Raw genomic sequence first — 16,117 nt, 5'->3', positions numbered from 1 at the left:
CTGAGGATACAAAAAGAAGTACTTACGATAGAGGAAATGGATACCCAAGCGAGGGCATACGTACTTATTATTAAACCAGGTGAATAGATTCTATTCAGCCAATCTTTTCTCTTTTATTTAATTGCTTATAATACCCTATTTTATATTTTAACTAAAATCAAACACATGAAACAAAAACTACTAAGTTTTTTTCTGGCGTCATTTCTGCTCTTGGGAGTGGCTTATGCGCAGGAGAGAACGATTAGAGGAAAGGTGACTTCTTCAGCAGGAGAAGCTTTACCTGCAGTGTCCGTGATTGTCACGGGTACAACTACCGGTACACAAACCAATGCAGAAGGTAATTTTAGCCTGAATGTACCCGACGGAGCAAGTTCCATCACCGTATCTTACATTGGATACACTAAACAAGTTATTAACCTAACGCAGTCGAATACTTATAATGTCGTCCTTTCGGAAGATGCTGCGCAGCTGAATGAGGTTGTTGTAACTGCATTAGGTATATCGCGCCAAAAAAAATCCCTTGGTTATTCCGTTCAAGAGATTAAAGGTGAAGATGTTTCCCAAACAAAGCAAACAAACTTTGTGAACAACTTAAATGGTAAAGTAGCAGGGGTACAAGTTGTAGGAGGTAGTGGTAACATGGGTGGATCTGCTAAAATCAGCATTCGTGGCATTAGTTCCATTACAGGAAATAACAATCCGCTTTTTGTGGTAGACGGTATTCCTATGGACAATTCGAACTTTGCTCCAATAAGCGCTACAACGGGTAAGCCAGGAACAAACCAAGCGCGCGGTGCCGGTGGTTATGATTATGGAAATACCATTCAAGACATCAATCCAGATGATATAGAAAGCTATTCCGTATTAAAAGGAGCTGCAGCAACAGCACTATATGGTAGTAGGGCACTAAACGGGGTCATTTTAATTACCACAAAGAAAGGCTCTAAGAAGAAAGGCTTGGGTGTTTCTTACAATTTTAATGCACAGATGGATAAGGTCTATAAGTTGCCTGACTACCAAAATCAATATGGAGGAGGAGCTTGGGATGATGAACTTGGCGGACCACAACCTTTTCAAAGACTATATACACCAAATGGAACTTATCAAGATGAAAATGGCGAACGTTACGATTTATTGGTAGATTATGCGAGAGACGAATCTTGGGGACCGAAATTCGATCCTAATCTGCTTGTAAGACACTATTGGTCGTTTGAAGGTGATGAGGCTGGTGTAAGTGCTCCTTGGGTGGCACACCCCAATAACGTACGCGATTTTTTTGAAACAGGCATGACCTATACAAATAACGTCGCGTTGGACGGTGCTAATGATCAAGGAAGTTTTCGCGTTGCTTATACGAATTTGAGCCAGAACTTTATACTACCTAACTCTAAATTCGAAAAGAATAACATTTCCTTTAATGGTAATTACAATTTCTCTCCCCGCCTTCATGCGGATTTGAGTGCTAATTACGCTGGAACAAAAGCAACCGGTCGTCCGGGAACCGGGTATGACGGCGCTAACGTTATGCAACAGTTCAACAACTTTGGACAGCGCAGCTGGGATATTGAACATATGCGGAACTATGAAAATCCTGATGGTTCTCAACGTACATGGAACAGAAGAGCATACGACGATCCTGCAGCGAATTACACTGACAACCCGTATTGGACACGTTATAAAAACTACCAGAATGATGGAAGGGATCGGTTCTATGGTGTTTTTGGCTTAACTTATGACATCACGGATGAATTGAAGGTAAGTGCCAAAGCGATGACTGATTTTTATACCGATATACGTCAAGAGCGGATCGCCTTTGGATCCAATGCCGTGCCATTTTACTCCCACTACGAACGTTTCAATAAAGAAGAGAACTTCGAAGCCAGAATTAGCTACAATAAGACATTTAACGATTTCAGTGTAAATGCGATGGCGGGTGTTAACAGAAGGGAAAATCAGTATCGTATCAATGGTGGACAAACAGTAGGCGGATTAAACGTAAAAGACTTTTTCAATTTGCGTAACTCTACATCTCCAGCCTTACTCATTGAACAATTGTTTCAAAACCGGATGAATTCGGTGTTCGCCAGTGCCTCATTCGGTTATAAAGATTTTATTTACTTAGATCTTACCGGAAGAAACGACTGGTCTTCAACTTTGCCTGCTAATAATAATTCATTCTTTTATCCGGCAGCATCTGCCTCATTCGTTTTCTCAGAATTGGGATCAATGCGTGACTCCGGTTGGTTAAACTTTGGAAAGTTGCGTTTCGGAGCAGCTAAAGTAGGTAACGATACGGACCCTTATCGTCTGCTGAATATCTTTGAACCGGATCAAAGTATTGGCGACAATCCAAGCTATACGCGTCCATTGCAACTCAATAATCCAAACCTGAAGCCTGAAACGGCGGTTGAATACGAGGCCGGTTTAGAGATGCGCATGTTTGACAACCGTTTTGGATTTGACTTTTCAGCCTACCATAAAACGGCAAAAGACCAAATTATTCCGTTGGCGATTTCACCGACTTCCGGATATTCCAGCAGAATTATTAATGCCGGAAAAATGCAAAATAAAGGTCTAGAATTGGCTATTTACGGTACTCCAATTAAGACAAGCGGTGGTTTCACTTGGGATGCAACTTTCAACATTGCAAGAAACGTTAATAAACTTATAGAGCTGTATACCGATCCGGTAACTGGTGAAAGAGTGACCAATCTAACAATAGGAACAGCACCTTTTATTGCTACCATTAATGCTGAAGAAGGCGAATCCTACGGAAGTATCATGGGAACTAATTTCGTGTACGACGAAAACGGCGATAAGGTTGTATTACCAAATGGATTGTATAAAGTAAGTAATGGTGTAGAAAAAATTGGAAGCATTTTGCCAGATTTTACCGGAGGCTTTATGAATACATTTAGCTACAAAGCCTTTTCTTTAGGCGTAAACTTTGATTTTCAATCAGGTGGAGATGTTTTCTCAATTACGAACCTGTTCGGTAAATCATCGGGTCTTTTTGAAGAGACCGCTGCAAATGGTATCAGAGAAAATGGAATTATCGTACCTGGCGTTAAAGAAGACGGTACCCCTAATGATGTTTCAATTGATGCATATACGCACTTTAATGCAAATGGTGGACAAAGAATTGCTGCTGAGAATGTATATGACGCGAGTTATATTTATCTAAGAGAGGTAAACCTTGGCTACAACTTGCCTAAATCTTTTGTAGAGAAATTGAGATTGCAAAGTGTTCGAGTTGCCTTGACAGGTCGGAATTTATGGCTTATGAAGTCGAATATTCCACATGTTGATCCATCGGCAATTGCTTTATCAACAGGCAATCTTCAAGGTATTGAAGGGGTATCGATGCCTTCTACAAGAACCTTTGGCTTTAATCTAAACGTAACTTTTTAATTGACAGCAAATGAAACGATATAATTATAAAATTGGCTTTCTAGCTATTTTAGGCCTAATAGGACTGGGGTCTTGTACGAAGAGCTTTGAGGAGCTTAATTATGACCCAAACAACGCACATGAGGTCAACCCTGAATATTTGTTATCCTATGCACAGAAAAACGCGATGGATAATACTTGGGATGAATGGCAGAATGGACGTTTTGGTTTACTCTACTCGCAACAGTGGTCGCAACCGGATTATACAGAAGAAAGTAGATATCAAATTAGAACCAATGTTAACTATAATCTTTGGTTGGCATATTACCATGATGTACTTAATAATTTAGAGGAAAGTGTTAAGCAAAACGAGGCAGATTTAATTAGCGGGTCGCCGAATAAATCAGCTATCTCTAAGATATTAAAAAGCTGGGCGTTTCATGTTTTGACAGATATCTATGGAGATATTCCTTATAGCGAAGCCCTTCAAGGAGAGGCTGCGCTTAACCCTAAATATGAATCATCGCAGGTCATATACGCTGATTTGTTAAAAACCTTGCAAGAGCAGGTGAGTATATTGGACGAAAGTCAGCCAAGCTATGGCTCTGGCGATAATATCTACGGAGGTGATGTTCTAAAATGGAAAAAGTTCGCGAACTCGCTTATCGTAAGAATCGCCTTGCGTATGGTAGACAAAGACACACAGGCTGCGAGAAGTGCGATTGAAGCCGCGGTGAGCTCGGGCGTTTTTCAAGGTAATGAAGATAATGCACTCTATCACTATTTAGCAAACGCTCCGAATAACAATCCAATCAACGAAAGTTACAAATCAAGAACGGGCGATTTTTCAGTTTCGAAGACGTTGGTTGACTACATGAAGGAAGTTAATGATCCAAGATTGCCTGTTTATGCAAGTCCTGCAGCCGTAAGCGGTGAATATATTGGTTATGTATATGGATCTTCCACTGTCATTAACGCTAATCAAGTTTCCTTGCCTGGTACACGTATTAGAGCAGCAGAAGAACCTGGAATTTTTATGAGCTATCCTGAAGTAGCTTTTGCTTTAGCTGAAGCAGCAGAAAGAGGTTTTAGTGTAGGGGGAACTGCCGAAGACTTTTATAAAAAAGGGATTACTGCCTCTATGAACTATTGGGGTGTTACGGATGCCAACGCTATTAACCAATATATAGCAGGAAGCCCATATAACAGCAGCGACTGGAAGAATGTGATAGGAGTACAAAAGTGGTTAGCTATGTATATGCAGGGAATTCAAGCATGGTTAGAAAGAATACGTCTTGATATCAAAAAACCTGGTGGGGCCCAATTATTTGTTGCTCCAGTTAGCGGAAGCCTTGATCAAAACGTTGATTTTGTGCCGTACAGAATGACTTATCCGGTTGAAGAGCAAACAAGAAATGCGGTCAATTATAGAGAAGCCGTTTCAAAGATCCCTGGAGGCGTTGATTCTAAAGGCGCTAAACAGTGGTGGATGCCGTAGTCCCCATATTTGTCATGTATAAACAGTGGGGCTTTCTTTAAAACTAAGAAAGCCTCGCTGTTTAAAAATCTTGCATGTTTCATCTAAATCTCTTTTGTCAATTGTACTAATCTCTTAAATTCAGGAGTTTTACAATTGATAAATTAGCTCCGTATAGATGGAGGTTCAATGACCGTTAGTTTTGTTTAAAGACAAGGGAGTTTGATATTTAGTTTGAGATGGGGATAGAGTTTTATATTGCACAAAGTATTCTACTCGTTTTTATTGATAGTATCTAGAACATTCCCTTAGCGGTAATAACAACAATTGGGATGCTATTATTTACAATATTGTTGATTCTAACGCGAACAGATGTTGCCGTTTTACTCAATACGGTTGCACCACTTACCTCGAATGATGTATTCGATAAACCGATTTCTTCAGGCAAATAGTAAATAACGGTTTGCTCTAATGGTCGTACAACAGGTTTGCCAAGTATTTGAAAATCCGCAGGGGCCCTCACTTCAAATTCAAAACCATCTATGGTATCCGTGCAGGAAAAGAATCCCATCTTTCCGCCGTTATTTCCTAGAGATTTTATTGTCACACTTGAGCCAATATTACTTCCAACGATTTGTGAGCCTCCCTTTACATACCATTTTACTGGTATGTTTATAATAAACCCACTTGCACTATATCCGATGGTTTGAGTAGTACCAACGCACATCTCTTCTTCTCCTTCAAACTGAAGAACAGACGTTTTTGTAATTTTCATATTTTTTAGGTAAAGATATGTTGGTTTTGAAACTTGACTTGATGCTCTAAATACGATATAGTTAGAGCATTCGTTCGCTGTAAAGCTCAGATTGACTGTTTTGCTTTGGTTTTTTGGAGTATTCTTTTGCCCTTGTGGAATTTTCCATGATACTACGTTATCATTAGATGTTCTTAATAAAAGTGGCTTCAATGAACAGAGATCTGTTGCGCTGCTCAAATTTAAACTCTTTAACGTGAATATCTCGAGTTCTGGGAAATAGGTTTTGCAATCTACACCCAAAAGACCACAGTCATCGTTGTACCCCTCCATATTGACTGGCACACTAATGGCATAGTTATTACCTTTGACGAAGTTATGCTTAAAGATTATATATGCATTATCTGAGAAGCCTAGCTCAAATTTTATCAGACTGTCACTTTTGCCTCGCGTCACATTCCCAGATATCTTATACAGTGTGTCGATTTTCATCGATCCGGCTGGGGTATAGTTTGGGTTAAACCGATTAATCGTTTTGATGAGTGAAGGAGTTGGTGGAATAACTGCTGCTATTTTTTGAATGGGTTGAAGCTTCGCATCGATTTGCTTATCTTCTTCTTTTGAGCACGACCAAACAAGGACTGAGCCACATGCGTCCAAAACGCTGAAAAATAATTAAGGAAAAAGAAGGAGTACGGCTAAAAAGCCGTGTGTTTTGAGTGCTTAAATCAAACATTAACCTCCGATGGTACCATCCGCTGTGCGGATAGCATGAATGCCATAAAGATAACATACCTGATGAATAAATATAAGTTTATTCAGTCAGTTATTGTCTTATTTTCCGAGGGAAAAATTCGACAGGCTGGTAAAAAAGCATGGTAGCGATAAGCACAGGAAAGGGATCAACAGCTGGGCCCACTTTGTGTCGATGCTGTTCTGCCATATAGGTGGAGCCAGTTCCGTCCATGATATCAGCAAGGGCCTTAGGATCACCACGGGCAATATCAACCACCTGGGTATAGGTCGCGTTCCTTGCAAATCAAGTCTTTCCTATATCAACAGACATCGTAGTTACGAACTCTTCAGGGACTTTTATTATAAAATGCTGGAAGAGTTGTGGCATCGGCACAGTTTCGCCCTTACGGGTCTTAAAAGACTGAAACGGATTGTATATCTGCTGGACGCCACGGTGATTCCCCTGTGCCTGAAGGTGTTCGACTGGGCTACCTACCGTAGCACCAAGGGGCAGTGAAGATGCATACGGTGCTGGATTATGATGGCTGCCTGCCGGTATTCACTGCCATCACCGAAGGAAGTGTCCATGAGATCAATGTGGCAAAAAAGCTTTCTTTTCCCCTCGGGAGCGTCATCGTAATGGACCGGGGATACGTTGATTATAAATGGCTATGTGTTTTGGACAGCAACCGGTGTTTTTTTGTTACCAGGGCAAAAACGAACATGGCCTACCGGATTGTTGAAGATAATACCGAAAAAAGTGCGGGCAATACCTTTATCCTTGCAGACCGGCTTATTACCCTTACTGCCTGGAAGGCTTCAGCGGAATACAGCGGGGAAATGCGCATGGTTGTTTATTTGGACAACACAACGGGGCAGGAATACACCTTTATTAAAAACAATCTCCACTGGAAGGCACAGACCGTGGCTGATATCTATAAAGAAAGATGGCATATCGAAGTGTTCTACAAACACGTAAAACAGCACCTGAAAATAAAATCATTCGTGGGCACAAGCGAAAATGCAGTAAAAATACAACTCTGGACTGCTCTGATTGCTGTGCTGCTCCTAAAATTCTTACAGCAGAAAGCCGGATACAGATGGTATTTGTCCAATCTGGTAACATTTATCAGACTGAATCTCTTTGTTAAAATCGGACTTATAAACTGGCTCAACAATCCTTTCTACGACCAAAAGCAGATTATAGAAATAGGGCAGCTGAAATTATTTGATGGTTAAATTTATGCCAACACCCGGGGATAGTATTCTCTGCTCAACAAAAATATCACCCTCAATAGTAGCGAACCAACAATCTTTTACCTCCAAAATTTATTTTGGACAGGTGTGGAGTAAAGCTTTATGTAGTTTGATTAATTGAAAAAAAATGTTAAATTAGCATCGACAGTGTTCTGTTTAATAATGCCTGTTCCTATTATGATTCGATTAAATACGATATTCTTCAAAATATTTTTTCTTCTTGTTGCGCTTTCTTTTATGATCTCTTGCAACAAAGATAACATCAAAACGACTGATCAAGAAGAAGGTCTAATCGTTGTGTCGTCACCTGGGAAAGTTGGTCAGTATAGTATCATTGACCAAGGCTCTGCGGTTTTGCAACCCACTAAAGTGGGTAGGCAATCTTTATTGGACTGGGAGCATATTAAATACATGCCTACTCCTGCTGGTAAGGAGCCTATTCTCGCTCCTTGGTTTAGCTTGTCACAAGATTATGATAGTAACTACATGCTCGACTTTAAAAAAAGAGACGGATGGGAATTGCTATATAATACTTTTTCAACGGAATACGAAAATCCTTTAGACTTTTTTATACTATATAATAAATATCGTGGTATAATAAGAATGTATAAATATATCGACAATACTGATATTAGTCAAATTAAAGATCTCAATGTCTTGTATAATACAATTAAGATGCATTCAGGAGGGGGGCATACCCTTATTTTTTCCGATCAACTTATTGTTGATCTCAATAAACAATCTAACAGTGTTAGTATTATTGAACCGAAAGAGGTTAAGAACAATAGTTGGTATATTTCTGAGTTTGAAGTAGCTTATGATCCTAATGTAAGCGATTCTCAGATGTTAAATTTTGTAATGGGATTTGGAAAAACAACGCAAAGTACTATTGGGAGACACGATTTTTCAGGAAGTCTGCCTTTAAGATTTAACATACAAAATCAAAGTTTTCCATATGTGGGCGGAGCAGGCGAATTATACCAAATTAACTTGAGGTCAGCTAAGGAGTTGCAGGATGCAAAAAATATTATACCAGAATTTTCTATAGATAGCAACATTCTTGACACTAATGATTCCAAAGAAATCGATCTTTTTAATGCTGTCACTGCGGACAAAAAAATGTCTCAAATGATTAAGGTAGCCACGACTGCTTCTGTTAATAATTTAGTGAATAACGCATTGATCACGACTCCAGTAGTCGGATGTCCTGGGTTTGATTGGAGTAATGGTGTTGGGGAGTTCCCAATTTTTAATGAGTCATTAGGTGTTTTTTACTTGAATAAGATGCCCGAGGTATTTTTTACAAAAACTAGCGGAGAGCTTGCTTATAAGTACCAATTAAACGAAGGCTCATTAGAATATCTTTTTAATCCGTTTGTGAGCAAGTATGCAACGATAGAAAATATAGAACAGGAAATGCTTGCTGTAGAGGATGGAGTTGAGAACGCTTTGATAAGTTCAAAAGTCTATAAAGGGAGACAACTAAGCTCCAATAAAGCCTTGGACGTAGTCGGCGTTAGAGTATCTTTCGATTTGGTACCGAGTAATGGAAGCAGCAAAGTTCATATAATAAAAACTTTTAAGGCTAATATAGTGGACAAATAGGCTTTTTTTTGAGATTTATAGAAATCATGAAAAGGTTGCCGTCAGCGTTTTTGTGTTTTCAGGCAACTCTTGTCAAAGGGGAAATTAATCATGGATAAGTTTAAACAAATGTAGAGATCTTAAAGGAACAACCATTGTGTTTTTGCCGCACTGACTTTAATCTGGCTATCCGTAAAATTGAACAACATAATCGTAATAGAGCTTGCTCTTTCGAAACTTAAATAGTAATACTGGTAGAGTAGATCGGATAGTTGCAGTCGCTCTGAGATTGTTTCTCTTGTTTTATTTAGGATTGCGGAGATGAAAATAAACGGAGCTATCAAGGTATAGGTTTCCAGTGCCTATCACTCAATAGGACCCTACGGAACAGGATAGTGATGATACAAATGGGTTTAGCACTCATCGTGGTTTTTCAGAACACTGCAAACAATGGAGAGATTAAATTCTATCGTTTCGCTCATGATATCCTGTAAACTACCATTATTAAAATTCATTTAGCTATCGAATCGGCTCATTTTTCCGATAGAAGGCTGCGTTTTATTAGTAAAATAGGTTATTTCGATTGCACTATGCCGTATTGAGGTGCTGGAATACGACACAGTGCCATCAAGGTTCGGCATCGTGCTCTTTGATTGATACGTTTTACTATCAAAGATTTGTGTTTCGCTAGTCAAATAAGCCGTCTCGCTTTCAGTTTAATTCGCTTCGCTTATAAAGGACTCTATTTTGCTAATAAAATGTGAAGTTTTAGTGGCGGTTTTCTTTGTGTTCAGGGAGGCGAAGCAAAGAAAAGTAGGAGCTCATTGAAAACATAATAAATCGAATAGCTTCTGACGCTGTTAAAATAGCGTAATTAGCAGTTATTGAATTAACCTTCATCCAATATTTGTGGTAAATAGGAAAGCGATAAAGGAAGTAAGGCGTGAGAAGCGAAGCCTTATTTTATACTGGATCCATCTTGTGAGATCGCAGAAGTGAAGACAAATCGGGAAAAGAAAAAGGAGTTGGAAGATTGGCTGGAAGGAAAAGATTAATCTTCTATACGAAATAATATAGTTAACTCTTGTTACAATTCTTATCTAATTTTAATTTTAGATGATGACTAAACATTGATGATTTGTAATTCTATGTGCTTTTTTAAATAAGTCTATATGATTGAATTTTTTTTCGGATTTTCTTTTTAAAAGTCTATCTTGCAAAGAAGCTAGACTATCCCATAGGCTGGCTTGCGGCCTTATTCTGGGGGTACTCTAAGATAATTGCTTTATCCTTGTGTTGATTCTTTTAGAAAAGATAAGTTTAGGATTTATTAAATAAACAAAATATGAAAAACCTATTTCCAGCTAACATTCTTATTTCTAGCTTGCGTTGCTTTTGTTTTGTTTCAAGGTCTGCAAGTATCAATGCCGAAGTGGCTTAGTTTTAGTTATGGTTAAATACAGTTGATGTCCAGCTCTTTAATCAATCGCTGCTATCGAGAGCATAATAGTCGGAGCTTATACTATTAGATGAACTACTTTGCTGTCGTATTTAAATTATGTGTCTTATGACTATGAAAATGACAGGTGTAAAACAAAGACACTCAAGAGATAGGTAAAGTGTGATTTTAGTGCCTTTTTGAATAACTTTATTTTGCTGATACTAATTTGTAACTTTGGATATTTAATATTTTATGTTATGTTTGATAAAATTAAAATTATGAAAAGATGTTTACCAATAATTCTAGTCTTTACGTTTGTGTTTTCATGTTCTAAGAAAGACTCGTTTGAGAAAGATAGAGACTCGAAACAAGACAGGTCTATTACCTTTGATCAGGCGATGAGCATGATAAAAAGCGGAACAAATGCTGCAACTTCGAACGTCGCGCTTTCAACTACACCAAACACGAAATCAACAACTATAAATTTTCAATCCTTTCAAGGATATGACGCTTGTACTACATCAGAAAAGACCGTTAATGGTATTACTTTCAAATCTACTCAAGGATTCTCTAAGCTTAACGTAAATAATCTTAATCCTCAGACTTATTACTATTTAAGCCTATCTACTTTACACGCCTACTCTGAATCCTTACCTGGGAGTTATGGCAGCGGTATGGCAATTAAGTATCCCTTTAAGCAAGGGTCGATATATAAAATAAAGACTACTCTTGGTGGAACAGATTATGAATGGGGGCAAACTAAAGATATTAGAAGATTTCCGACTTTACAGGCAAGGTTAACCAATAACCCAACAATTATGTCGATTTGTGCAAATTCGGGTCCAATTAATTTGACAGGTTCGTCCGAGCCGACACAGATTTTTCCCGCTATAGCTAAGGGATCTACAAAGGCAGTTGAATTATTATTTACTGCTGATAAATGTTACGATTATCTTTGGCTAAGCGCTCTTCCAAATACTTCTGGAAAATCAAACTCTACAGCAGAACTATGGAACAATATTGTTATCGAAGAACAAAATCAATTTGCAGTTGTAGGACCGGAATCTTTGACCGTTAATCAGGTTGCCACATATTCTGTTGAAGCCTTTTCTTTGCCAATTAACTCAAATTTTACATGGTCTGTTTCCGGCGATTTTCAAATAGTTGGTAGCAACGTGGGACCTTCTGTAGCGATAAAAACAACAGGCTTAGGGGGCGGGGAAATTTCTATAAGTCTTAACGGATGTAATAAAATCGTTTCGAAAGTTTATACCTCACCAATTGTTAATGAAGTTCGGTTGGAGGGGCCTTCATTTCTGTATGAACTTGGAAATTTTTCAACGTTTCAAATTGTAAAAACTGGCTCGTCAGTTAATAGAGTTATTTCGCAGGTCACCTGGACGCCACCTCCTGGCTGCTTTATTCAGGTTACATCAAATACAACAGCTGACATTAGGGCTGGTCAACCGTCACAATCTGATTACTTGATCGTTTCATTTCTAATGGATGGAGTTCCAATCACGTTAAAGAAACCTATAACAATCCAAATATTAAGCCCTAACCCTGGAGATCCAGGTACAACGACTTAGTAAGAATAATTTGTTTAGATCTAGGCGAAATATAAACAAAAGAAGAACTGGTTACATATACAATTTATCTCCTTTTTAGGAAGGGGCCGACTAAAAAGGAGATAAATTTGTCTCCTCATTCCTCGAAGAATTGTGAAGACAGGATTGTCGGTCCTCATGCGGACAACCATCTTAACTATATTTTATCGGCGTTAATTTTCTTATCGACGGCAACAACTGTCTGAAATAGCAAGTAAATGTAACTACTTTCTAAAACTACTTTGCTTTAATTTGTTATTCGCAAAAGAAGTTCTAGCATTTCAATTTGCAACTTATTTGACTATTTTGAGGTACATAGCGTTACAATTCTCATGAAATTTTAATAAGCAATCATTGGATTATTTGTATTCGTGAGTATGAGGATTTTCAATACTTTAATTACCTTGTTTGTTACAATCGCGTTTTTAAGGAAGCTAGTAAAAACGGCGCTACAAGCTTTTTTGCTGAAATTTTATCCTACATTTATGAATAGATAAAAAAAAACCTTGCAAAATATTTTCAATATCTTAATTTTGGTAACTAATTGTCAAATTTTTCTTATAATAACTTAAGTGTAACGTATTGAGATAGATTTACTTAGCCTAATTAGGATGACAAATGTAAGTGAAGAAGAATTGAGTGGATTGATCAACCTATTCTAAAGCCATTTTTCCTGTCTTTTGCGTACACTGAACTCGAATTATTATGATAAGTAGCAATTTGTATATTGTTCAACGGATCAATATCCGGGACCAAGTGAAAGGATATGCCTTGACATCATACTTGATGCGTAAACCTTATCGGGTTCAGCCTAAATATAGTCCAGTTGCTTTATATTTAATCAATTTAATATTTTAACCAAAACACAAAACACATGAAACAAAAACTACTAAGTTTTTTCTTACTGTTTACTCTCTTAATAGGAGCAGTATACGCGCAGGAAAGGAGGGTCAGCGGAAAAGTGTCTGACGAAAACGGACAGCCCCTACCAGGAGTATCAGTGGTAGTGAGCGGTTCAACTATTGGAACCCAGACCAGCAATGATGGAATGTTTTCTTTATCCGTTCCAGCAGGAGCTGTAAGCTTAACTTTCAGTTATATTGGTTACAAAACCTTAGTACAAAGTTTAAGCGCTGGAAACAATTTAGATGTAACGCTAGGTATTAACGCTTCTGAGTTATCGGAAGTTGTGGTTGTTGGTTATGGACAGCAGAGTCGAGCTTTAAGTACTCAAACAGTAGCGTCTGTAAGTTCGGAGTCTTTTAAAAATGTACCTATTCAGACTCCCCAGCAAATTCTACAAGGGCAAGCTGCTGGCGTTAATATGGTGAACTCATCGGGTGTTTTAGGTGCTGAAGCGCAAATTACCATTCGAGGTGGTTCCTCTCTAAGTGCGGGTGGACGTCCGTTGTATGTAATTGACGGTGTACCTCTAAATTCTGCTGGAGCGCAGTATACTCAAGCGCAAGGAGGTGCCTCAGCCCTTAACCCATTGATTAACATCAATCCCAATGATATTGAAAGTATGACGGTATTAAAGGACGCCTCTGCAGTTGCAATCTATGGATCAAGGGGTTCTAACGGGGTCATACTTATTACTACCAAAAAGGGAACTGGGCAAGGTAAAACAAAGATAAATGCGGATTACTTTACAGGGTTCTCCAAGCCAACTTCCTTAGAACCAATGATGAACGCTGATCAGTGGCGTCAATTTCGAACCGATTATTTGACAGCGAATAATGCCTCTGTTCCGCAATTCCCAACGACAAGTTACGATTGGATAGATAATGTTGTTAGAACGGGTCATGTGAATACCGCGAACCTCAGCGCTACTGGAGGAAGTGAAAAGACAACGTTTTTTGTTGGAGGAACGTATTCTACTGAAAGTGGTTATACGATAGGAAACCAAATGGATCGTTTATCTGGACGCATTAATTTAAATCATAAGGTCTCTGATAAAGTGAATTTTGGTGTAAATTATAATCTTTCTCACGTTGATATGGATAGAATTGGGGCAGAGAACAATACTTATGCACCACTTACATCGGCTTATTTGCAATTGCCTTATATTACACCATATGGTCCTGACGGAAAGTTTCAAAACACGGGCTTTATTGCTAATGTAATTGCTATTGAACAGACTGGTATAAATAAAAATTGGTCGGATAGAAGTACTGGTAACGCTTACGCAGAATTGGAAGTTATTGAAGGTTTGAAACTGAAGACCGATTGGGGAATTGATAACTATAAAATTGACGAAAAATATAGAGAGTCAGATTTGCTAACACCTGGTGGTTATGGATATCGTACTAATTATACCGATAATAAATGGTTGACTACCAATACGCTGAATTATAACAAAACTTTTGATGGCAGACACAACATCGGCGCATTGCTAGGTTACAGTTTTGAAAAGGCTACATTGACGCAAATATTTGTGGAAGGAACAGGTTATGCTAGCGATGGGTTGCCTAATGTTGGATCAGCATCAAATCCAGTTTCCGCATCTGAAGAGATTTTTGACTGGGCGCTTGAATCTCAGTTTGCGCGTGTAAACTATAGTTTCGATGATAAGTACTTGTTTGAAGGATCTTTTCGTCGTGATGGTTCCTCGCGGTTTGGACCGAATAAAAAATATGGAAACTTCTATGCTCTATCAGGCGGTTGGGTCATTTCCAATGAAGGTTTTTTCAATAAGGATAATAATATTGCTCAATTCCTGAAATTGACCACTAGTTATGGAACAGCTGGGAATGATAATATAGGTTATTATGATTATCTAGGCACTTTCTTAGCGGGAACCGATGCCAATAGTCAGATTGTTAATTATAATGGTGAGTCTGGGTTAGTTCCAAGCAGGGTTGCAAATCCCAATTTAAGCTGGGAAGAAACGGCTCAGTTCGATGTGGGACTAAGCGGTCGATTCTTCAACGCGATCGATATTCAAATGAATTTTTATAATAAGACATCGCGGGATCTATTGCTTAATGTACCATTACCTTTTACAACAGGATTCGCTAGTGCGTCGCAGAATGTAGGTAAACTAAGAAATAGAGGTTTTGAATTTACAATCAACTCTGAAAATATCAATCGCGATCATTTTACTTGGAGAACCTCTTTTAATATAGCGTTCAACAAGAACACGGTTTTGGAGCTACCTGAAAATAGAGACGAAGACGGAAGAAACTTTTTGGGAACAGGCGAGCAAAGAGCAATTGTAGGACATTCTAAAAATACGTTTTATTTGATACGATATAACGGAATCAACCCGGAAACCGGGGATGCGGAGTGGTTAACAAAAGATGGTACACCTACTACATCACCAACGGCTGCTGATCGGGTGATAGTTGGCAAAGCAGACCCAACGTTTCAAGGTGGTATCACTAATACCTTTACATTCAAAGGTTTTGATTTAACTGCATTTTTTAACTTTACTCAAGGCAATGATGTTTATATCGATGGCTTAGAATTTACTGATAATTTCGGATCAGGTTCCTACAATAAAAGCGTGAAGCTTTTAGACTACTGGAGACAACCTGGCGATCAAGCCTTTGCACCTGCATTGAATAGTGATACAAGAACAACCTATCATCAGCCGTCCACGAAGCAAATGATGGATGGTTCTTATTTGAGACTAAAGACGTTAACCCTAGGATATAACTTGCCAAGCAGTTTTTTGGCAAAAACAAAAATATTCTCGAGTGCGAGAATATATTTCCTCGGTCAGAATTTGTGGACTGTTAAAAGTAAGGATTTTAGAGGTGATCCTGAAATTTCAGCTAATGGAGCTAGTAATTTAACAATAGGTCAAAGTTTCTTTGCACTACCACAGGCAAAATCATACACATTCGGAGTTAATCTTACACTTTAAA

Annotated in this window: 8 protein-coding genes; 7 read left to right on the top strand and 1 reads right to left on the bottom strand. The window is 38.5% G+C overall.

The annotated features are described in order from the left end of the window. Nucleotides 1-165: 165 nt before the first annotated feature. Both FKG96_RS02475 and FKG96_RS02470 read left to right on the top strand, forming a co-directional pair. A complete protein-coding gene (locus FKG96_RS02475) occupies nucleotides 166-3,411 on the top strand; it encodes a SusC/RagA family TonB-linked outer membrane protein (RefSeq protein WP_130854769.1) in 3,246 nt (1,081 codons plus the stop codon). Between the two features lie 10 nt (nucleotides 3,412-3,421). Beyond that, nucleotides 3,422-4,888, top strand: a complete 1,467-nt coding sequence (locus FKG96_RS02470) for a SusD/RagB family nutrient-binding outer membrane lipoprotein (protein ID WP_013664398.1) — start codon at nucleotides 3,422-3,424, stop codon at nucleotides 4,886-4,888. Between the two features lie 274 nt (nucleotides 4,889-5,162). On the opposite strand, the gene FKG96_RS02465 is transcribed toward FKG96_RS02470, so the two are convergent. Then, the gene (locus FKG96_RS02465) at nucleotides 5,163-6,281 is read right to left on the bottom strand and encodes a hypothetical protein (protein WP_130854770.1); all 1,119 of its coding nucleotides are present in this window, start codon (nucleotides 6,279-6,281) and stop codon (nucleotides 5,163-5,165) included. Nucleotides 6,282-6,423: 142 nt separating this feature from the next. Between FKG96_RS02465 and FKG96_RS02460 the strand changes: the two genes are divergently transcribed. The 5 genes from FKG96_RS02460 to FKG96_RS02440 all read left to right on the top strand — a co-directional run bounded on the left by FKG96_RS02460 (nucleotide 6,424) and on the right by FKG96_RS02440 (nucleotide 16,116). Continuing rightward, nucleotides 6,424-6,873, top strand: a complete 450-nt coding sequence (locus FKG96_RS02460) for a DUF4372 domain-containing protein (RefSeq protein WP_130854771.1) — start codon at nucleotides 6,424-6,426, stop codon at nucleotides 6,871-6,873. Between the two features lie 2 nt (nucleotides 6,874-6,875). Continuing rightward, nucleotides 6,876-7,595: an IS4 family transposase gene (locus tag FKG96_RS02455; protein ID WP_130854772.1), complete on the top strand. Its 720-nt coding sequence runs from the start codon at nucleotides 6,876-6,878 to the stop codon at nucleotides 7,593-7,595. A 195-nt stretch (nucleotides 7,596-7,790) separates the two neighbouring features. After that, nucleotides 7,791-9,218: a hypothetical protein gene (locus tag FKG96_RS02450; protein WP_130854773.1), complete on the top strand. Its 1,428-nt coding sequence runs from the start codon at nucleotides 7,791-7,793 to the stop codon at nucleotides 9,216-9,218. Between the two features lie 1,677 nt (nucleotides 9,219-10,895). Further along, nucleotides 10,896-12,227, top strand: a complete 1,332-nt coding sequence (locus FKG96_RS02445) for a hypothetical protein (protein WP_168204529.1) — start codon at nucleotides 10,896-10,898, stop codon at nucleotides 12,225-12,227. A gap of 892 nt (nucleotides 12,228-13,119) precedes the next feature. Continuing rightward, a complete protein-coding gene (locus FKG96_RS02440) occupies nucleotides 13,120-16,116 on the top strand; it encodes a TonB-dependent receptor (protein ID WP_130854775.1) in 2,997 nt (998 codons plus the stop codon). Nucleotide 16,117 lies beyond the last annotated feature (1 nt).

The organism is Olivibacter sp. LS-1 (assembly GCF_008245145.1).
Lineage (GTDB): Bacteria > Bacteroidota > Bacteroidia > Sphingobacteriales > Sphingobacteriaceae > Olivibacter > Olivibacter oleidegradans.
Note: the sequence above shows the minus strand (reverse complement) of the source record. Positions and strands in the feature narration are given on the sequence as shown.

Coding starts and splice junctions, on each gene's coding strand:
- FKG96_RS02455 (WP_130854772.1), top strand. CDS start 6,876: ATGCATACGGTGCTGGATTATGATGGCTGCCTGCCGGTATTCACTGCC.
- FKG96_RS02470 (WP_013664398.1), top strand. CDS start 3,422: ATGAAACGATATAATTATAAAATTGGCTTTCTAGCTATTTTAGGCCTA.
- FKG96_RS02450 (WP_130854773.1), top strand. CDS start 7,791: ATGATTCGATTAAATACGATATTCTTCAAAATATTTTTTCTTCTTGTT.
- FKG96_RS02445 (WP_168204529.1), top strand. CDS start 10,896: ATGTTTGATAAAATTAAAATTATGAAAAGATGTTTACCAATAATTCTA.
- FKG96_RS02440 (WP_130854775.1), top strand. CDS start 13,120: ATGAAACAAAAACTACTAAGTTTTTTCTTACTGTTTACTCTCTTAATA.
- FKG96_RS02475 (WP_130854769.1), top strand. CDS start 166: ATGAAACAAAAACTACTAAGTTTTTTTCTGGCGTCATTTCTGCTCTTG.